The sequence below is a fragment of the Enterobacter sp. Taxon_8 genome, from assembly GCF_058354585.1.
Genome location: NZ_CM177989.1, coordinates 2092028 through 2111554, shown reverse-complemented (window position 1 = coordinate 2111554; position 19527 = coordinate 2092028). Strand labels below are relative to the sequence as shown.

Below are 19527 nucleotides of genomic sequence, written 5' to 3'. Positions count from 1 at the left end.
AGAGGTTTAATCATGATCGTTCGTCATGCCTGCAAAGAAGACTGCGCTGCGATAGGAGAGATTTACAACCACGCGGTGCTGCATACTGCCGCGATCTGGAACGATAAAACCGTCGATACCGATAACCGAATCGCCTGGTTTGAGGCACGCACTCTCGCGGGTTACCCGGTTCTGGTAAGCGAAGAGGACGGCGTGATTACCGGCTACGCCTCTTTCGGCGACTGGCGCGCCTTCGACGGTTTTCGTCATACGGTTGAGCACTCGGTCTACGTCCACCCGGAACATCAGGGAAAAGGCATTGGCCGCACGCTGATGATCGCGCTGATAAACGAGGCCCGCGCCATCGGTAAACACGTGATGGTGGCCGGGATTGAAGCGCAAAACCATGCCTCGATTCACCTCCACGAAACGCTTGGTTTTGTCACCACGGGGCAGATGCCGCAGGTGGGAACCAAGTTTGGCCGCTGGCTGGACTTAACCTTTATGCAGCTGCAGCTGGACGAGCGCAGCGATCCGGACGCTATCCCATGAATCAGTCACTGACGCTGGCGTTTCTGGTGGCGGCGGGAATTGGTCTGGTGGTGCAAAACACCTTGATGGTGCGTATCACCCAGTCCTCCTCCACCATTCTCATCGCGATGCTGCTGAACTCCCTGGTCGGCATTGTACTGTTTGTCAGCATTCTGCTGCTGAAACAGGGCGTCGCCGGGTTCAGCGAGCTGGCCGCAACGGTTCGCTGGTGGACGCTTATCCCGGGGCTGCTGGGTTCGTTTTTCGTGTTTGCCAGCATCAGCGGATATCAGAACGTTGGCGCGGCAACGACCATCGCCGTCCTGGTAGCAAGCCAGCTGATTGGCGGGCTGGTGATGGACGTGCTGAGGAGCAATGGCATTCCGCTGCGCGCCCTGATTGGCCCGGTGTGCGGTGCGGTGATGCTGGTGGTCGGGGCATGGCTGGTGGCGCGACGCCAGTTTTGAACGTTACAGTATGGTGCCGCCTTTCGTCAGCTGTTCCTCACGCGCGTCCATCTCCTCTTTATGCTGCTTACCGTGGTGCGAAATCGCGGTGCGCAGACGCTGCTGCTGGGTATAGCGATCTTCACGACTGAGCTCAGCATCATCGCTTAATTCGATCAGCAGCTCGTTCATGTGGGTAATCACGCTCTCTTCGATGGCGGCATCGACGCGGGCGATAACTTCATTTAAATGTGACATTGTCACTCCTTGTTATGTGCCCGGTAAGCGCAGCGCCACCGGGCAAACGATCAGTTCAGCTTTGCCTTAGAGAAATCGCTGCCCATCAGGCTCACGCTGTATCCGGTCACGTTGCTGCGGGTCGCGTAGAACGTTTTCCCGTTTGCCAGTGCGATCCACGGCGCCTGTTGGTAGAAGATCTCCTGCGCCTGGCCGTAGAGTTTCGCGCGCTCGGCCGGGCTGCTGGTCAGCTTCGCTTTTTGCACCAGCGCATCATACCCCTTATCGCACCAGCGCGCGGCGTTTGAGCCGGTTTTAATGCTGTTGCAGCCCAGCAGCACATCGGCGAAGTTGTCCGGGTCGCCGTTATCGGACATCCAGCCAAAAAGCGCGGAGTCATGTTCGCCTTTACGCATTCCGGAGAGATATTCGCCCCACTCGTAGGAGACAATTTTGGCTTTAACGCCGACTTTTGCCCAGTCGCTCTGGATCATCTCTGCGATACGGCGCGAGTTCGGGTTATACGGACGCTGAACCGGCATTGACCACAGCGTGACTTCCGCGCCCTTCTCCAGACCCGCCTGCTTCAGCAGGGCTTTCGCTTTTTCAGGATCGTAGCTGTAGTCCTTCAGGTCTTTATTGAAGCCCAGCATATTTGGCGGGATCGGCGATTTTGCCACCGTGCCCGATCCCATAAAGACCGCATTAACGATGGCCTTCTTGTCGGTCGCGTAGTTAAGCGCCTGACGCACCAGCACGTTATCGAACGGTTTTTTCTCTGTGTTGAACGCCAGATAGCCGACGTTCAGCGCATCGACCGAGTGCAGCGTCAGGTCTTTGTTGTTCTTAATGGCGTCAAACTGAACCGGGGATGGCGCAGGAATAATCTGGCACTCGTTGGTCTGCAGCTTCGCCAGGCGGGTTTCCACGTTTGGCGTAATGGAGAAGATGAGATGCTTCGTCGGCACTTCGCCTTCCCAGTAGTTCGGGTTTGCGACGTAGCGGATCAGCGAATCCACTTTGTACTGCTGCAGCACGTAAGGCCCGGTACCAATCGGCCAGGTGTCCACGTTCTCAGGCGTGCCTTTTTTCAGCATCGCGTCGGCGTATTCGGCGGAGAGAATGGAGGCGAAATCCATCCCCCAGTCGGCCAGAAACGCGGCGTTGGGTTCGCTGAGGGTGAACTGAACGTGATAATCGTCGACCTTTTTAACGTCCTGGATCAGCTTATCGAGACCCACATCGTTAAAGTATTCGTAGTTGCCCTGCGACACGTTGTGGTACGGGTGTTTAGGGTCTTTCTGACGCATGACCGAGAAAATAACGTCATCGGCGTTAAAGTCGCGCGTCGGTTTGAAATATTTATTGCTGTTGAACTTCACCCCTTTGCGCAAGGCAAAGGTATAAGTCTTGCCGTCCGGCGAGATTGTCCAGGACTCTGCCAGCGACGGCACAGGGGTGTTTTTCACCGGGTCGAAATTGATCAGGCGGTTGTACAGTACCTGAGAACTGGCCACAAAAGACGGGCCAGAGCTGGCGATTTGCGGGTTGAAGGACTCGGGGGACGCTTCAGAACAGTAAATAAGGGTGTCGTTGTTTGCCGCCCATGCGGCACCGGCTGGTAACAGCGCGCTCAGCGCAAGGGCGAGCAGTGTTTTCCCTGTAGACATGGTTATAACCCTGACAGTTTTATTATATAGGACAGTAATAACAGCACAGGCGTTTTGACCTGGCAAATAACGAAACACTATCAGGTTATTCTAAAGCCGCGTTTTTTGCTGTTTTAACCGCCAGTGCCCAAAAAGATGATTTGCCTTAAGTGCCATTATTCGTCAAGCACAACCGTCACTTTCTATGCCGCAAGAAATCGGCCCTTTTAGCGTCTCTTCCCCCGTTTGGTTGCTTCCTCATTTCGTTAAAGTAACGGTGTGAAGAAGTATATGGGATCAAATCGTGGCAAAAACTCTTTTACGCAGCGGTAACCTGGATGACTTTCAGGCCGTTGGCGGCGGCGGACAAGCCGTTTTTGAATCAGCGTTACAAATCCGGGAAGCGCTCCGGTTGCGCAAACAACAGGCCATCGTCGACTGTCTGGCGATCCCTCAGGTCAACGACAGCGGTGACCGCGTGGACTGGTATTCTCCCGTTGAAGGGAGCGTAACCAGCTGGAAAGCGGCAGATGAAGATGACCGCTATCGCGCCCTGCGCTATCTGGAAAACACGCTCGCCAGCGTCGAGTCGTTAAGCAAGAAATGCCTCCAGTCCCCCAAAACCGCGCAGCAGCTTTTTGGCTCTCTGCTGTCAAAGGCGTTTCAGTTCCCGGGTGAAAACTTCCTCTTCCTGGTGGACGGAAAGCCTGTCATCAGCTTCTGGGGCTTTGTAAACCTGAACGAAAATGCGCGCGACGATGTTCTCGACTGCCTGCGAGAATCGCTGGTCCCTGAGCCTGCCCCCGTTGTGATTGAAGATCCTGAGCCCGAGCCTGAGCCAGAACCGGTTGTAGCATTTGAACACGCCGACGAGCCGCTGATCGCCCCTTCCACGGTGGTGCGCATCACGCCGGAAGATTTGTATGAGCCAAAGCCAGCCCCGGCGGTTGCGCAACCCGCTCAGGAACTAGCTGTGCCGATCGTCGCGAAAAAACGTCGTGTTCCCCTGTGGACGCTGCCGGTTGCTGCCGTGATCGTTGCCGCCATTGCCGCACCGCTGCTGTGGCCAAAACAGTCGCCTTCCGCTGAGCCCGCACCGGCGCCCGCACCAGAACCCGTCGAGATTGCGCCAAAGCCGATCAAAGCGGTTGAGCCGCTGGCGATGAAACTGCCGCTGCATCAGGCAGAGGTGCTGGCGAACAAAGAAAAAGAGCCTGCTCCGGCGCCTGCGCCACAGCCTGCCCCGGTGGTGATTGTCGCCATCCCGAAAGATGCCATGGTGATGGAAGCGAATCAGGTGAAAGCGGGATCGACGCGTTTCCTGAACGGTACCTGGCGTGCGGTTCTCGACGTGAAAGATCCGGTCACCGGCAAACCGCCGTCAATGCGCTATCTGATCCAGAACAATAAAGGCTTCGCCCGGGTTGTCCATGGCGACAACGTCGTCTGCCGCGCGGAGGTCTTCTCCGGGCTGCACAGCAACGGCGAGCTGATGATTAAAAGTCGCGGTACTGCCCGCTGCACCGACGGTTCCCGCTACCCGATGCCGGAAGTTGCCTGTAAAGCAGGCGCCAGCGATATCGCAGAATGTCGCGCCCGTTATGATGCCAATACCGTCGTTCCACTGACGTTCAAGAAAGCAGGTGCCTGATTCTATGCTGGTAAATCTTTGCGACTATAAACAAAGCGTCACGCTTATTGCCAACAGCGGCGTGCAGTTCCTTGATTTCGGTCTGACGCCGCAGGACACCGCCAGCAACGGGCGCTTCGTACGTAAAACCGCGAACGGCCCGCTTTTGCGACTCGATTTCGACCTTGTTAACGGGCGCTATACCCTGCCGGGAACGAACGGCGGGCAGCCTGAAGTGGTTAAGCCGGAAACCACCATCCCGCTGCATCAGTCCCTGGCGGTGCTGGACGGCGTCTGGCTTCCGGTTCCGTTCCTGCGCTTCAACCCGCCGCGAACCTTCGTTGAGGGGCCGGATAACTGGGCGCGCGTTCAGGTGCGCAGGCTGGATACACCCGACACGGCGGGCAATACGCACCGCGTCACTCTCGCCCTTGACAGCCAGATTGCTGACCACGCCACGTCCGCCCTTTCCCCGGTCGAAAACGATATTCTGAACGGGACCCGTTTCGCGCTGGCCTGGCGAGACAAGGAGGTTGAAAGCTTCCTCGACCAGACGTGGATTGACGGCTGGCTGCGCGAGGCATTTACCCAGTATGCCGACGGCGTTGAAAACCGCTCAGAACGCGATCTCCAGCAGGCGATGCGCGGTTTTGAATATCAGGCCCACTGGCTCAACCTGATGACCATGCTCGGTGAACAGCTCACCGTGCCGGAAGTGAAATTTGTAACCCATACGCTCAGCACGCCTGCCATTCCGGTCGATCTGATCCTCGACGTGGGCAATACCCACACCTGTGGCGTCATTATTGAAGACCACGGCGATGCCAACGATGGCCTGCGCCAGACCGCCGAGCTGCAGGTTCGCTCGCTAAGCGAGCCGCAGTTCCTGAATGCGCCGCTGTTCACCAGCCGTCTCGAGTTTTCGGAAGCGCGTTTTGGCAAGCAGCACTTCTCGGTTGAAAGCGGTCGCGAAGATGCCTTTGTCTGGCCGTCCATTGTTCGCGTGGGTGATGAAGCCCGCAAGCTGGCGATGCAGCGCCTGGGGACCGAAGGCAACAGCGGCATCTCGAGCCCGCGTCGCTACCTGTGGGATGAAACGCCGGTCGTGCAGGACTGGCGCTTTAGCCAGATGAACAGCAAGACCCAGCGTGAACCGCTTGCCACCGCGTTTCCGCTGATGAACCTGATGAACGATGACGGCGAGCCGCTCTTCACGCTGCCGCAGGACGAGCGGCTGCCGGTCTTCTCGCCGCAGTACAGCCGCAGTACGCTGATGACCCACATGCTGTGCGAGCTGCTGGCGCAGGCGCTGGGGCAGATCAACAGCGTCGCCACGCGCTTACGTCTGGGATTCCCGGCGTCGCCGCGCCAGCTGCGCACGCTGATCCTGACTCTGCCCTCCGCCATGCCAAAGCAGGAGCGCGAGATCTTCCGTCGCCGCATGTTTGAAGCCATCGCCATCGTCTGGAAAGCGATGGGATGGCACCCGCAGGATGAGGATTTTGTCACCCGCAAACAGCAGGAAAAAAGCGTGGTGCCGGTACCTGAAATCCAGATGGAGTGGGATGAAGCCAGCTGCGGTCAGCTGGTCTGGCTGTATAACGAAGCCATCTCCCGCTTTGGCGGCCAGACCGAAGCCTTCTTCGCCTCTCTTGCTCGTCCGGACCGCGAACCTGAGCCGGGTAGCCAGCCGGGCCGCGCGCTGCGCGTAGCGTCCATCGACATCGGCGGCGGCACAACGGATATGGCGATCACCCATTATCAGCTGGACGACGGTTCCGGCAATAACGTCAAAATCACCCCTCAGCTGCTGTTCCGTGAAGGATTTAAGGTCGCGGGCGACGATACGCTTCTGGACGTGATTCAGCGCTACGTGTTGCCCGCGCTGCAAACGCAGCTGCAGAAATCCGGTATTGCTGATGCCTCGCTGCTGATGGCCTCGCTGTTCGGCGACTCCGGGCGTATTGATACCCAGGCCGTACTCCGCCAGCAGACGGCGCTGCAGCTCTTTATGCCGATTGGCCATGCCATTCTTGCCGCGTGGGAATCGAGCGACGTTGACGATCCGCTGGCCGGTCTGCATGCCACCTTTGGCGATCTCCTGCCGCAGAAGCCGACGCGCAACGTGATGAACTATCTGCAGCAGGCGATCGATCATGCCCTGCCTGCGTGCTCTGACGCTTTCGACCTGTTCGCCGTGCCGCTGCACGTCAGCTTCCGCGAAATGCAGGATGCGATGCTGGCCGGGCAGTTTACGCTGGCCTCCCCGCTGCACGCGGTGTGTGAGGCGATTTCACATTACAGCTGCGATATTCTGCTGATCACCGGACGCCCCGGCTGCCTGCCCGGCGTGCAGGCGCTCATTCGACATCTGCAGCCGGTGCCGGTCAACCGTATCGTCTGGCTGGATAAATACCAGGTACATGAGTGGTATCCGTTCAGCCAGCAGGGGCGCATTGGCAACCCGAAATCGACAGCCGCCGTCGGGGCCATGCTCTGCAGCCTGGCGCTTGACCTGCGCCTGCCGCGCTTCAACTTTAAAGCCGCGGACATTGGCGCGTATTCCACCGTGCGCTATCTGGGCGTGCTGGATAACACCGTCAATACCCTGCGCGAGGAAAACGTCTGGTACCAGGATATCGATCTGGATAAACCCGGCGCGAAGCTTGACGCGCGTCTGCACTTCCCGCTGCGCGGTAACGTGACTCTCGGCTTCCGCCAGTTGGCGAACGCGCGCTGGCCCGCCACGCCGCTCTACACGCTCAGCATCAACTCGGCTGAACTGGCGAAAGCCATTGCCGGTGACGGCGTGCTTAACGTGCGGCTCAGGCTCTGCGGCGGCAGCAAGCAGGAGGGGCCGGAGGCCTTCGAGCTGAGCGATGCCTGGCTGCAGGACGGCACGCCTGTTGCGTCTGACGCATTAACCTTCAAATTGAATACTTTGGCCGATCGCCGACACAGCGGTAGCCACTACTGGATCGACAGCGGGAGCGTATACCTGAAATGACAGCGACGACGACCACCACTCAGGCCTTAATTGGGTGGATTAATGAGACGCGCCTGAACGCCCCTGTGCTGGATAACGATGCCGACGCCCTGCTTGCCCGCATCAACGCGGCGCAGGCCCGGGAGCAGGTCATTGAACGCGCCATGACCCGCCAGAGCAGCGTTGGGCTTTACGGCCATTCGCAGAGCGCGAAAGCGCACCTGCTGTTGTCTCTTTGCGGCAGCGGTAATGGACGCCTGAACGTGACGCCGGGCCAGCGCACCTTTGACTATTTTTCGCATATCAATCCGGGACATGCCCTGACCAACATGGCCGTCCGCTTTACCCGTGAAAACACGGAGGTGGCGGATGAGGCGTTCCCGCTGCGTCTGAGTCTTGTCACCGAGGCCGAGCTGGTACAGCTTTTTATTGCCCGTACGACCCTCCATCCACAGATGCGCGCGGTGGATAAAGCGGTCATTGAGACACGTCTGGAGAAGTGGCGCGGGCTGCGCCAGCCGCAGAGCGTGCCCGGCATCACGGCTCAGGAAGTGGGGACGATTGCCCGCTTCTGGCAAAGCACGGTTCCCGCAGCTAAGCAGCAAATTGATGATGCCCTGTGGCATGAGTTTGCCCAACTGGTACCTTCTCTCGATCTCAGCACGCGAGCCAGCGTCTGGTCGCTGCTCTGGGGCGAGCAGCAGGAGTTGACCCAGCAGTGGTTAAAACTGGCCCATGTGCTGCACCAGACCAGCCATGCCGGCGATCTTGCTGCCCCGCTTAGCCTGCTGGTGGACAGCTTTGGGCTGCCGGGTGAAGGGTTCCTGACGCACGACGGCGCGTTAGACCTTCAGGGCGCGCAGGAGACGCTGCTTCATCCGCTGAATAGCGGTGAAATGCTTAACGCCATCAGCATCCCGGTCGACGTGCTGGCATTCCTGACCCGCGAGCTGGTGCTGCCGGTTGAGAACGGGGCTCTGGATAACGTCGATATTATTGATATTCCGGTTTTTGAAGATAACCGTGCCGATCCGCTACGCCAGGCAAAATCCCAGTGGCTTCTTGAACATTACCGTCAACAGCTTCAGCCGGATGTGCTGGTGATTTGCAACGCGACGGCACAGCACGAACAGACGGCCAAAAAAGCAAAAGTGTTAATGAACTGGGTGAAGGAGACGCAGCCTGCTGAAGAATCTGCCCTGCCGGGGCTGGTGTGGGCGATCACCCCGCATGACGCCCGCTTTACTACCCGGCAGAATCTCGATGAAGCCGTACAGCATCTGCTCGGAAAGCCGGGTTTACGCTGGGGCACGCTGCAGGCGCTGGACAGCCACAGCATGCAGCGCGTCATCGAATGGCTGTCTCAGGCCACGTTACCCGCGCAGCGACAGCAGCGTCTCGGCACGCTGAAAAACGCGCTGCGTCAGGAGCTGTCGGCGCTGATGCAAAGCTATCTGGCACCGCTGGTTGAAGAACCGGGGATAAGACGCGCTCAGGCGGAAAACATGGTGCGCATGCTGCAAAGCAGCGCCGCCCGCCACGGCGAACTGCTTGAAGGCATGCTGCCGCCTCTGAAAGCCTTTGAAACGCTGCTCGCCGTTCAGCAGCCTCGCGAGGAGCAGGTTAACGGGCTATTTACGGATACCATTGACCTGTTTGCCGAGAACGCCCAGGAAAGCACTGGCCTGTTCCAGACAAAAGACAAAGCGCGTCTCGCGCACCGAGTCTGGATAAATCATCTGCGCCAGTGGAGCCGCAACGAGGCGACCGCCGCCCGTCTTGGGCTGGATCCTGAGGTGTTACAGCAAATCGCGGATGTGCTGGTCGTCACCAGCTACCGGCTGGATCTGCCTCAACAGCTTCAGCGCATTGTCGAAGCGGATAAAAGTAGCGCGGCACAGCTGCATGCCGTGATGGGCAATTTCGTTGGCTGGCTGGGTTACGACCAGACGCCCGTGGCGACGCGTCCGGCAAGCCGCATCCGCAAGGGCCAGGCCATCTTCGTCACGCCGGTGGTCAGCAGCGCCGAGCCTCGTTTGACGCGCCTGGGAGAACAGCCTGTACATGCGGCCACCGCGTACGTTTACGACTGGCTGGTCGCACTCTATAGCCGCGCGATAGAGAACATTGATTACCAGCACCCGCATGATGTTCAGCCTGACGCACGTCAGGCACTACGGGATTTAATAAAGTAGCCGCCCTTCTTGCCGGGTGGCGCTGCGCTTACCCGGCCTACATTTAGCAACGATGATAAATCGCACAATAATCACATCGTCATACATTCGGCTAAGGCCCGCGCCAGCGCAGAGGGGTTTTCCCACGACATCGAGTGCCCCGCCGCAGGGATAATTTTTACCTCAACGCCCTTTTGCTTCAGATTATCCACATCGTCATCCGGCAGAGAGAGCTCGCCAAAAATCAACGTTACCGGGCAAGGGAGTGACAGGAACAGCGCTTCCCACTCGGGCTCAACGCCCGCCACCAGGCTCGATGCGCCCCGCCAGACGGCATACGGCGCATTACTCTGCAGGCACCCGGCCCACGCCGTTTTTTCTGCGCTAAGCATGGCGTCATAACCCTGCTCCAGAAACTGTAGCTCGGTTTGCGCTGCAATAGTCCGGCTGAACATGCCCCCACCCGCGTGGAAATTGGGCTCTGACACCATCAGTCCCTTCACGCGCGACCCCAGCAGCCCCGCCGTTTCGATAGCGATACTGCCGCCCATGCTGTGGCCGTATAACCAGAAGGAATCCAGCTCAAGATGGTCAATCAGTTCCGCGACAACGTGCGCCTGGTCAGTGGTTTTATAGCTGTAGTGCTCAGGCTTATCGCTGTAGCCGCTGCCGGGCAAGTCGATGAGAATCGCTCTGCGCGCGCCAAACAGCGGGTCATGTACGACGCGGGGATATTCGTAGGAAGAGGCGCAGCCCAGCCCGTGAATAAACACCACGGGATCGCCGGTGCCGGGCAGGTCATGCCAGCGCACGGTGCAACCGGCCTGCTGCGAGTAAAAACTGTTCATAAGCACTCCTTTTTATGATGCACTGTGTATTTATACAGTTACCACATCAGGAATGCTATGTTCATCTTTTAAAACTGGAAGCGTGCTTCAGAAAAGCGAGACCAGCAGCGCAACGGGAAAGCTCATTGGCCAGGTTGACCCCACCAGAAAAGCGCTGAGCAGGCGGATACGTTTGCGGTCTTTAGAGAGGAACCAGGTGATTAATGCGCAGATGGAAGCCATGATTGCGTAAAAAACCAACATCTTTTGATACAACGTCATTCTGTATACCAGAGCCGAAAAAATAACCGCACGCAATATGCGTCATATGTTGACACAGATCAAGTTTTTTCGTTACAGAATAACCACTTAAAAATTACGGCTAATAACAATTGAGTATCTTTCGTAACACGTGTGGCGGGCAAGGAGAACGCCTGGCCGCGCATGCGGCCAGGCTGGGAGGATTAGTGTTTTATCATGACATGCCGCACGACCGTATAATCCTCAAGCCCGTAGACCGACATATCCTTCCCGTAGCCCGATAGTTTCATGCCGCCGTGCGGCATTTCGCTCACCAGCATAAAATGGGTATTCACCCAGGTGCAGCCATACTGCAGGCGCGCGCTCAGGCGATGGGCGCGGCCCACGTCTTTGGTCCAGACCGAAGACGCCAGGCCGTATTGCGAGTCGTTCGCCCAGGCCAACACCTGCGCCTCATCATCAAATTCGGTGACGCTCACCACCGGGCCAAACACCTCGCGCTGCACAATGGCATCTTCCTGTTTGGCCCCCGCCAGCAGGGTTGGCTGGAAGTAGTAGCCCGCCCCCTCTTTTTTGCTGCCCCCGGTCACGACGGTGATGTGGCTCAGGGCTTTGGCTTCATCCACCGCTTTGCACACGCGGGATAAATGCGCCGCCGAACTCAGCGGCCCCAGCTCGGTTGATTCGTCCTCGGGTGCGCCCATTTTCAGGCTAGCAACCGCGGCACCCAGTTTTTCCACCAGCGCGGCGTAAATGCCCTTTTGCGCGTAGATACGACAGGCGGCGGTACAGTCCTGCCCGGCGTTGTAGAAGCCAAACGTCCTCACCCCTTCGATGACCGCATCCAGGTCGGCATCATCAAACACGATCACCGGCGCTTTACCGCCCAGCTCCATGTGGGTGCGTTTAATGGAGGACGCCGTATGGCCGATGATATGTTCCCCGGTAGCAATTGAACCGGTCAGCGAGACCATACGGACTTTTTCATGTCCGGTAAGCGGATCGCCGACCGTTTTGCCCCGACCAAACAGCACGTTAAGAACGCCCGCCGGGAAGATATCTTTTGCCAGCTCTGCCAGCTTAAGCGCGGTCAGGGGCGTAATCTCAGAGGGCTTAATCACCACGCAGTTCCCTGCCGCCAGCGCGGGTGCCAGTTTCCAGGCTGCCATCATCAGCGGGTAGTTCCACGGTGCAATAGAGGCAACCACGCCCACCGGGTCGCGGCGGATCATCGACGTATGGCCGTCAAGGTACTCTCCGGCGGCCAGCCCGTTAAGGCAGCGGGCGGCCCCGGCAAAGAAACGGAAAACGTCAACCACCGCCGGAATTTCATCACCCAGCGCGCAGTGCAGCGGCTTACCGCAGTTGAGGGATTCGAGCCGGGCAAACTCCTCGCCGTGGGCTTCAATCGCATCCGCCAGCTTCAGCAGGCTCTCGGCGCGGGTTTTCGGCGTCGTTTGTCCCCACGCCACAAAAGCACGGTCGGCCGCCTGAACCGCCGCGTCGACCTGGGCCGCTGACGCCTCAGCAATCTCCAGCAGCACCTCTCCGGTGGCCGGGTTATAAACCGGCTGTTTCTCACCCTCTCCGGCAACCAGTTCACCGTTTATCAGCAGATGTTTTTGCATAGCATTTTCCTGTTGAATTCACTGTTATTTCCCGCTGCCGGCAATGTTTTCGCCGTCGCGGGTTAGCCACCAGGCTCCCAGAATGGGGATAGTTGTCACCAGCATCACCAGCAGAGCCACGACGTTGGTGACCGGCACGTCGCGCGGACGCCCGAGCTGGTTGAGCAACCACAGCGGTAACGTGCGCTCGTGTCCCGCCGTAAATGTTGTGACGATTATCTCGTCAAACGACAGGGCAAACGCCAGCATACCCCCGGCCAGCAGCGCTGAACCCAGATTGGGCAGCACCACATAGCGGAAGGTTTGCCATCCGTCGGCCCCGAGATCCATCGACGCTTCCACCAGGCTCCAGGAGGTGCGCCTGAACCGGGCAATTACGTTGTTAAACACCACCACCACGCAAAAGGTGGCGTGTCCCACCACGATGGTGAAAAAGCCCGGCTCAAGGTCGATCGTTTTGAAGGCCGTCAGCAGCGCCAGGCCGGTGATGATGCCCGGTAACGCAATCGGTAACAGCAGCAGCAGAGAGATCGCATTCTTGCCAAAAAACTCGCTTCGCCACAGCGCCGCTGCAGCAAGCGTGCCAAGCACAAGGGCTATCGCGGTGGAGAGCGCGGCAATCTGAAGTGACAACGTCACGGATTCGATAATATCGCCGCGCCCCGCCGCCACGCTAAACCACTTCAGCGTCAGCCCCTGCGGCGGAAAGCTAAAGGCAGCGTCTTCGGTGTTAAAGGCATAGGTTGCGATAATCAGCAGCGGGAAGTGCAGGAAGATGACGCCTCCCCACGCTGCCACTTTGAGGAACAGCGGTGCGCGTTCAGAGTGCATCGAATGCTCCCAGACGTTTCACGAACGCCAGATAAAGAGAAATAAGCACGATGGGTACCAGCGTGAACGCGGCGGCCATGGGCATATTGCCAATGGCACCCTGCTGCGAGTAGACCATGTTACCGATGAAGTAGCCCGGCGGCCCCACCAGCTGCGGAACGATGAAATCCCCCAGCGTCAGGGAGAAGGTGAAAATGGACCCCGCCGCAATGCCCGGAATGGCCAGCGGCAGAACGACGTAGCGAAAGGTCTGGCGCGGGCGCGCGCCGAGGTCGGCCGAGGCCTGCAGCAGCGAGGCCGGCAGGCGTTCCAGCGCCGCCTGGACAGGCAGGATCATAAACGGCAGCCAGATGTAAACGAAGACCAGAAACCGTCCCAGCCCGGAGGTGGATAAGGTGTTGCCGCCAATCGCCGGGAGCGTAAGGAGTGAAGTCAGGATCGGTTCCAGCCCCATATGGTTGAGAAACCATTGCGCCACGCCGTCCTTCGCCAGCAGCAGCGTCCAGGCGTAGGCTTTGACGATATAGCTCGCCCACATTGGCAGCATCACGGCGATATAGAAGAAAGCCTTCCACTTGCCGCGGGTGTATCGCGCCATGTACCAGGCCATCGGGAATGCGAGAATAGCGCTGGCAATCGTCACCGCAATCGCCATCGTTAAGGTTCGCAGGATGATGTCGTAGTTAGCCGGGTTGAAAAGCGCCTGAATGTTCGCCAGCGTCAGATCCGGCGTGACCGCCATGGTGAAATCGTCAAAGGTGTAGAAACCTTGCCACAGCAGCGTCAGCAACGATCCTAAATAGACGATGCCAAACCACATGAGCGGCGCGAGCAGAAGCAGGAACAGGCCGAGCGACGGTTTTCGCCAGAACAGCGCCGTCATGCGGCTGAAGCGGCCGTGCGAGGCGGAAGGATGCGCGACACTCATAGACATTTCACCTCTCCTCGTGCAGGCGAATCATCGCCTCGCGTGACCATGACGCCATCACCGCCTGCCCCGGCGCAATGCCGCTCAGCGGCGAGGTTTCACTGAGATTGGCCTGGCTCACCAGCAGTTTGGCGCCATCGGCAAGCTTCAGCTCCAGCCGCGTGGCCGCCCCCTGATACTGAACGGCCTGCACGATGCCCTGAACCTGAACGTCTCCGCCCTCGTTAAGACGAATATGTTCCGGACGCAGGGAATAGCTACCTTCCATACCGCAAATTTTCTGCGCTAGTCCGGCATCAAAGACGTTGGAAGTGCCCACAAAACTCGCGACAAACGGCGTGCGCGGACGCATGTAGAGATCGCGCGGGGTGTCCACCTGCTCGATGCGCCCGTTATTAAACACCGCCACCCGGTCTGACATTGAAAGGGCCTCGCCCTGATCGTGGGTGACAAAAATGAAGGTGATGCCGAGTTCCTGCTGAAGCTTCTTCAACTCGAACTGCATCTGTTCACGCAGTTTGAGATCGAGCGCGCCCAGGGGCTCGTCCAGCAGCAGGACGCGCGGCTCATTGACCAGCGCGCGGGCGATGGCGACACGCTGCCGCTGGCCGCCGGAAAGTTGCGAAGGTTTGCGGGCAACGGCAAAACTCAGGCCCACTTTTTCGAGGGCATCACGGGCCCGCGCATGGCGTTTTTTCTTGTCGATGCCTTTGACCATCAGCCCGTAGGCGACATTGTCGAGGATCGACATATGCGGGAACAGCGCGTAATCCTGAAAGACGGTGTTTACATCCCGCTCCCAGGGAGGCAGTTCGCTCGCCTCTTTGCCGAAGATAGAGATCGTCCCGCCTGACAGCTGTTCAAAACCGGCAATCAGGCGCAGGCAGGTGGTTTTGCCGGAGCCCGAAGGCCCCAGCATGGAGAAAAACTCTCCGTCACGAATCGCAATGGTGACCCCATCCACCGCCCGTACGTCGCCGTACAGACGGGAAACATTGTTAAACTCTACCGCGTACGTCATGTTCTGCTCCCGGGCAATTAACGACCGCCCATGATGGCGATGTAATCCTGCGTCCAGCGGCTGTAAGGTACAAATTTGCCGCCTTCGGCGATGGGGGTTTTCCAGAACATGATTTTGTCGAACTCGTTATAACCGTTTGTTTCACAGCCTTTATCGCCCAGCAGCGTGCTGGCTTTACACCCTTCCGGCACCACGGGCAGGGAGCCAAACCATGCTGCCAGATCGCCCTGCACTTTCGGCGTCAGCGACCAGTTCATCCACTTGTAGGCGCACATCGGGTGTTTTGCCTGCGCGTGCAGCATGGTGGTATCCGCCCAGCCGGTCACCCCCTCTTTCGGGAAGACGGTTGCAATAGGCTGGTTCTCCGCCTTCAGGGCATTCGCCTGATATGGCCAGGCGCTGGAGGCCACGACGCCCTCGTTTTTGAAATCGCTCATCTGGACGGTGGTGTCGTGCCAGTAGCGGTGAATCAGAGCATGCTGGTCGCGAAGCACCTTAAGCACGGCAGCATACTGTGCTTCGGTAAGCTGGTACGGGTCTTTGATACCCAGCTGCGGCTGCGTGGCTTTGACGAACAGCGCGGCATCCGCGATGTAAATCGGGCCGTCATACGCCTGCACGCGTCCCTGATTGGTTTTCCCGTCCGGCAGATCCTGTTTTGTAAAGACCACGCTCCAGCTGTCAGGCGGCGTCGGGAAGGTTTTGGTGTTGTACATCAGCAGGTTTGGCCCCCACTGGTACGGCGTGCCGTAGACTTTCCCGCCGACGTTAAACCATTCCCCTTTCACAATACGTCCGTCGAGGGTTTTCCAGTTGGGGATAAGGTCGGGGTTAATCGGCTGGACGCGTTTGCCCATGATCAGGCGCAGGGAAGCGTCACCTGATGCGGTGACCAGGTCATATCCCCCTTTCGCCATCAGGCTGACCATTTCATCCGACGTGGCCGCCGTTTTGACGTTCACCGCACACCCGGTCTCTTTTTCAAACTGGGTGACCCAGTCGTAGTTTTTGTCCGTCTGTCCGCGTTCGATGTATCCCGGCCAGGCGATAATATCCAGTCGACCTTCCCCGTCGCCGATGACCTTTGGTGGTTCTGCGGCTTGCGCTGTCATGATAGTCATGCCGAGCGCGCACAGGCTGCTGCGGGCAAATTTTTTGCTCATAAGGGTTACTCCTGTCGCAATGAAATTTAGCGGCAGCCGTGCCGTAAAAATATCTCCCTTATTAAACGTAGACCGCGCGAATGCGCCGCACCGTTCGGCTTCAGGAAATTTCATCAAGGTGTGACCGAGGGCGCATTCCCCGTTAACTGGATTATAGACAAGGAGTTAGCCGCGAGAGACGGTATGCAGATTTCCTATGACAGGGCACCGCGAAATATTCACAGTGCCGTCATCAGGATAAGAAATGAATATTTAAAAAACGAAAAAAAGATTATTCAAGCATCGTGCTAATTAATTTGCCTAACTGAATGACCGCCTGCTCTTCTCGCTCTCCCCAGGCCCACGACGTATTAAACCGGAAGAACGGCGTCCATGCGTCGGAGGTGGAAAACATCTTTCCGGGGGCAATGCTGATGTGGTGCGTTAAGGCTTTTTCGCTCAACAGCCCCGCGTCCAGATGCGCCGGAAGCTCCAGCCATAAAAAGTAGCCGCTGTCGTTATGATGGATTTTGACGCCGGCAGGCATATGGCGCAAAAGGGACTGCCAGGCCTGCTGCTTTCGCTCGGCGAGCGTACGCCGCAGGCGGCGCAGATGGGCGTCGTAGCGTTTCGTCGCCAGGTAATCAACCAGCGCCAGCTGCACAGGTGAGCTTGTGGAGAGCGTGCTCATCAGCTGCAGCTGCTGAATACGTCGCGCGTGTTTTCCTGCCGCAACCCAGCCGATGCGAAAACCGGCCACCAGACATTTTGAAAAGGACGAGCAGTGCAGCGTCATATCCTGACGATCCCATGCTTTAGCCGGAAGCGGTTTTTCGCGCCCAAAATAGAGCTCGCTGTAGACGTCGTCTTCAATCAGAGGAACGTTGTGCTGCGTTAACAGGGCGACAAGCTGCGCTTTTTTTTCCGCGCTCAGCGTGAAGCCAAGCGGGTTCTGACTGTTGGTCATTATCCAGCAGGCTTTAACCGGATACTCCTTCAGCGCCTGTTCAAGGGCATTCAGGTCAATCCCTTCGCGGACGTCCGTCGCAATCGACAACGCTTTAAGCTTCAGGCGTTCGAGCGCCTGCAGCGCGCCGTAGAAACAGGGGTTTTCGACTATCACCCAGTCGCCCGGCTCGGTCACCGCCTGCAGGCTGAGATTCAGCGCCTCGAGCGCGCCTGCGGTGATCACGATCTCTTCCGGGGAGATGTTCATCCCCTGCTGCGCGTAACGGCGGGCAATGGCGTGGCGGAGATCGACATTACCCGGCGGCAGGTTCTCAATCACGCTCATCGCCATCGCGGTTTTGCTGACGTTCGCCAGCGAGCGGTTGAGCTGCTGCAGCGGGAAAAGCCGTGGGTCGGGAAAGGCGGAGGCAAAAGGGACAACGGACGGGTCGCGGCTGGCCTGTAAGACGTCGAAGATGTAGGTGTTAATATCCACGACTTCGTCACGCATCACCTGGGCAGGTGGAGCAGGCTGATGTGCGGTCGGGCGCGAGGCAACGTAATAGCCCGACTGCGGTCTGGCGACAATGCGCCCCTGACTTTCCAGCATCTGATACGCGTGGCCAACGGTCATAAAACTCATGCCGCTGCTCGCCACCTGCTCTCGCAAAGAAGGCAGCTTATCGCCCGGCAGCCATACGCCGAGCTCTATCTGCGAGATAATTTGTTGCGCCAGACGCTGGTATTTTTTCATCAGATTCTCCTTGTGGCTGACAGTGTATATCAGCAGGAGAAAAAGAGAAGATTTAGCTAACTGTTATAGTTCGGGAAATGAATTACTTACGGTACTCGGTAACGTGGCTTTGCGCCTGACGCGCAGCGGCCAGGTGATCGAGCGTTATCATCGACGATTTGCAAAAGATGCATTTCGCGCCGAGTGGGTTTTTCTCAGACACATCAAAGACTGAGGTACGGTACTGCGAGCCATGACAGCATGGGCAGCGGAAATGAATATAAGAAGTCATAAGATTCTCCTGTAAACGTAAAAACGTAAATTACTAATGGGCCGATTGGGCATAATGGTTTTAAACAAAACGAATCGGAATGTAGATAAAGACCCAAGAGAGGCTGCGGAGAGGCACAACGTGATGAGAACTGCTTTATAAAACTACGTCAGATATTTATTTGGACTCAAAACCAGAAGACCATTAACGCACGGCGTTGACGACAAAGCAAGCTGTTTTATGTGTAAAATGCATAAAAATACAGTTTTGAACTGTGATGCTCACATTACAGTGGGATATTGATTAAGCCTATAGCTACAACCAAGTACATAACCCCATGAAATATAAATAATTTAAATGCCATTTTTTGCCTAATTGGCTTGCCCGTTCTGGAGTATTAAATTACTCACAAATACCATTGACTTAATGAGAAAGGAGCTTTACATGGCAATCCCAGCATATTTATGGATAAAAGACGATGGCGGAGCGGATATTAAGGGTGCGGTTGATATACAGAATCGGGAAGGAAGCATAAAAGTTAATGGTTTTTCCCACAATCTCAGTCTGCCTACAGATGGTCTTACGGGAAAAATCACCGGTACCCGCAAACATTCATCCATAATCATACAAAAAGACTTTGATTCATCGTCACCGTATCTTTATAAGGCAGTTGCAACCGGTCAAACTCTTAAATCGGCTGAGTTTAGATGGTACAAGATTAATGATGCGGGGCAAGAAGAAGAATACTTCAACATGTTTCTTGAAGGCGTGAAAATCGTCGGTGTCTCACCAATGATGCATGACACAAAAGATCCCACAAAGGAAAAACATAATCACCTCGAGTGCGTAGAATTTCGATATGAAAAAATCACCTGGAAACACTGTGACGGTAACATTATGTTTACCGACAACTGGAATGAGAGACCGCAAGCATGAGGTACCCAACTTTAGCGGTATCTCCTCATCCACCTTATGATATTTCATCTTTCTCTCCGCCAGGCGTTAATATTATAAATAATATGATGCTGGCAAGATTTCATCGAGGCCCATCAGCACTAACATATGAGTGGTTTTACCAACAGGTCAGGTTACATGGCCCATGGGATTATAAAACAAGAATAGTCCGCCAATACGAGAATTTTGGTAATTTTCACTATGGTGCAGTTGGTACTGCGGCTGGAATATCTGCCTCCATTCTTTTACGTGCTGCAGGCTAGGCGCAGTCAAAGTCAGGGAATGGCAACTCAAATGATGGACACTGGTATGGTTCCCCTCCTTTTGGGGATGACCCGAATGATCAACTCT

General features: G+C 57.0%; 18 protein-coding genes. 7 read left to right on the top strand and 11 right to left on the bottom strand.

Annotated features, from left to right (window positions below; genetic code table 11):
- Positions 1–12 precede the first annotated feature (12 nt).
- Together AC4IBF_RS10000 and AC4IBF_RS09995 are read left to right on the top strand one after the other, a co-directional pair.
- Positions 13–531, top strand: coding sequence for a GNAT family N-acetyltransferase (locus AC4IBF_RS10000; protein ID WP_133294521.1), 519 nt, complete (start codon positions 13–15; stop codon positions 529–531).
- Positions 528–977 (top strand): DMT family transporter, encoded by a 450-nt coding sequence (locus tag AC4IBF_RS09995; RefSeq protein ID WP_032656841.1) that lies wholly within the window; start codon positions 528–530, stop codon positions 975–977. Before AC4IBF_RS10000 ends, AC4IBF_RS09995 begins: the two co-directional genes overlap by 4 nt.
- A gap of 3 nt (positions 978–980) precedes the next feature.
- Here AC4IBF_RS09995 and AC4IBF_RS09990 read toward each other — a convergent pair whose 3' ends face one another.
- Together AC4IBF_RS09990 and AC4IBF_RS09985 are read right to left on the bottom strand one after the other, a co-directional pair.
- A complete protein-coding gene (locus AC4IBF_RS09990; RefSeq protein ID WP_008501298.1) occupies positions 981–1214 on the bottom strand; it encodes a YdcY family protein in 234 nt (77 codons plus the stop codon).
- Positions 1215–1264: 50 nt separating this feature from the next.
- Entirely contained in the window at positions 1265–2863 is a 1599-nt protein-coding gene (locus AC4IBF_RS09985; RefSeq protein WP_045908830.1) for an ABC transporter substrate-binding protein, read from the bottom strand.
- A gap of 283 nt (positions 2864–3146) precedes the next feature.
- Between AC4IBF_RS09985 and AC4IBF_RS09980 the strand changes: the two genes are divergently transcribed.
- The 3 genes from AC4IBF_RS09980 to AC4IBF_RS09970 are packed head-to-tail and all read left to right on the top strand — an operon-like array spanning position 3147 to position 9653.
- On the top strand, positions 3147–4493 hold the full coding sequence (locus AC4IBF_RS09980; protein WP_252093050.1) for an SrfA family protein: 1347 nt from the start codon (positions 3147–3149) through the stop codon (positions 4491–4493).
- Between the two features lie 4 nt (positions 4494–4497).
- Positions 4498–7479, top strand: a complete 2982-nt coding sequence (locus AC4IBF_RS09975; protein WP_491463281.1) for a virulence factor SrfB — start codon at positions 4498–4500, stop codon at positions 7477–7479.
- A complete protein-coding gene (locus AC4IBF_RS09970; protein ID WP_491463280.1) occupies positions 7476–9653 on the top strand; it encodes a virulence factor SrfC family protein in 2178 nt (725 codons plus the stop codon). The genes AC4IBF_RS09975 and AC4IBF_RS09970 overlap by 4 nt, the downstream gene beginning before the upstream one ends.
- Positions 9654–9724: 71 nt before the next feature.
- Here AC4IBF_RS09970 and AC4IBF_RS09965 read toward each other — a convergent pair whose 3' ends face one another.
- The 9 genes from AC4IBF_RS09965 to ymcF all read right to left on the bottom strand — a co-directional run bounded on the left by AC4IBF_RS09965 (position 9725) and on the right by ymcF (position 18243).
- The gene (locus AC4IBF_RS09965) at positions 9725–10480 is read right to left on the bottom strand and encodes an alpha/beta fold hydrolase (RefSeq protein ID WP_325849251.1); all 756 of its coding nucleotides are present in this window, start codon (positions 10478–10480) and stop codon (positions 9725–9727) included.
- Between the two features lie 87 nt (positions 10481–10567).
- A complete protein-coding gene (locus AC4IBF_RS09960; RefSeq protein ID WP_013096478.1) occupies positions 10568–10741 on the bottom strand; it encodes a GhoT/OrtT family toxin in 174 nt (57 codons plus the stop codon).
- Between the two features lie 182 nt (positions 10742–10923).
- A complete protein-coding gene (gene patD / locus AC4IBF_RS09955) occupies positions 10924–12348 on the bottom strand; it encodes an aminobutyraldehyde dehydrogenase (RefSeq protein WP_367896729.1) in 1425 nt (474 codons plus the stop codon).
- Positions 12349–12372: 24 nt separating this feature from the next.
- A complete protein-coding gene (locus AC4IBF_RS09950) occupies positions 12373–13179 on the bottom strand; it encodes an ABC transporter permease (protein WP_029741505.1) in 807 nt (268 codons plus the stop codon).
- A complete protein-coding gene (locus AC4IBF_RS09945; protein WP_288461007.1) occupies positions 13169–14107 on the bottom strand; it encodes an ABC transporter permease in 939 nt (312 codons plus the stop codon). The genes AC4IBF_RS09950 and AC4IBF_RS09945 overlap by 11 nt, the downstream gene beginning before the upstream one ends.
- 7 nt (positions 14108–14114) lie before the next feature.
- A complete protein-coding gene (locus AC4IBF_RS09940) occupies positions 14115–15128 on the bottom strand; it encodes an ABC transporter ATP-binding protein (RefSeq protein ID WP_136194946.1) in 1014 nt (337 codons plus the stop codon).
- A 17-nt stretch (positions 15129–15145) separates the two neighbouring features.
- A complete protein-coding gene (gene ydcS, locus AC4IBF_RS09935; protein ID WP_491463279.1) occupies positions 15146–16291 on the bottom strand; it encodes a putative ABC transporter substrate-binding protein YdcS in 1146 nt (381 codons plus the stop codon).
- 271 nt (positions 16292–16562) lie between these two features.
- Entirely contained in the window at positions 16563–17972 is a 1410-nt protein-coding gene (locus AC4IBF_RS09930) for an aminotransferase-like domain-containing protein (protein WP_491463278.1), read from the bottom strand.
- Positions 17973–18054: 82 nt separating this feature from the next.
- A complete protein-coding gene (ymcF, locus tag AC4IBF_RS09925) occupies positions 18055–18243 on the bottom strand; it encodes a cold shock small protein YmcF (protein ID WP_028013309.1) in 189 nt (62 codons plus the stop codon).
- A gap of 423 nt (positions 18244–18666) precedes the next feature.
- Between ymcF and AC4IBF_RS09920 the strand changes: the two genes are divergently transcribed.
- On the top strand, positions 18667–19158 hold the full coding sequence (locus AC4IBF_RS09920) for an Hcp family type VI secretion system effector (RefSeq protein ID WP_491463277.1): 492 nt from the start codon (positions 18667–18669) through the stop codon (positions 19156–19158).
- Positions 19155–19439, top strand: a complete 285-nt coding sequence (locus AC4IBF_RS09915) for a polymorphic toxin type 44 domain-containing protein (protein WP_491463276.1) — start codon at positions 19155–19157, stop codon at positions 19437–19439. The genes AC4IBF_RS09920 and AC4IBF_RS09915 overlap by 4 nt, the downstream gene beginning before the upstream one ends.
- Positions 19440–19527 lie beyond the last annotated feature (88 nt).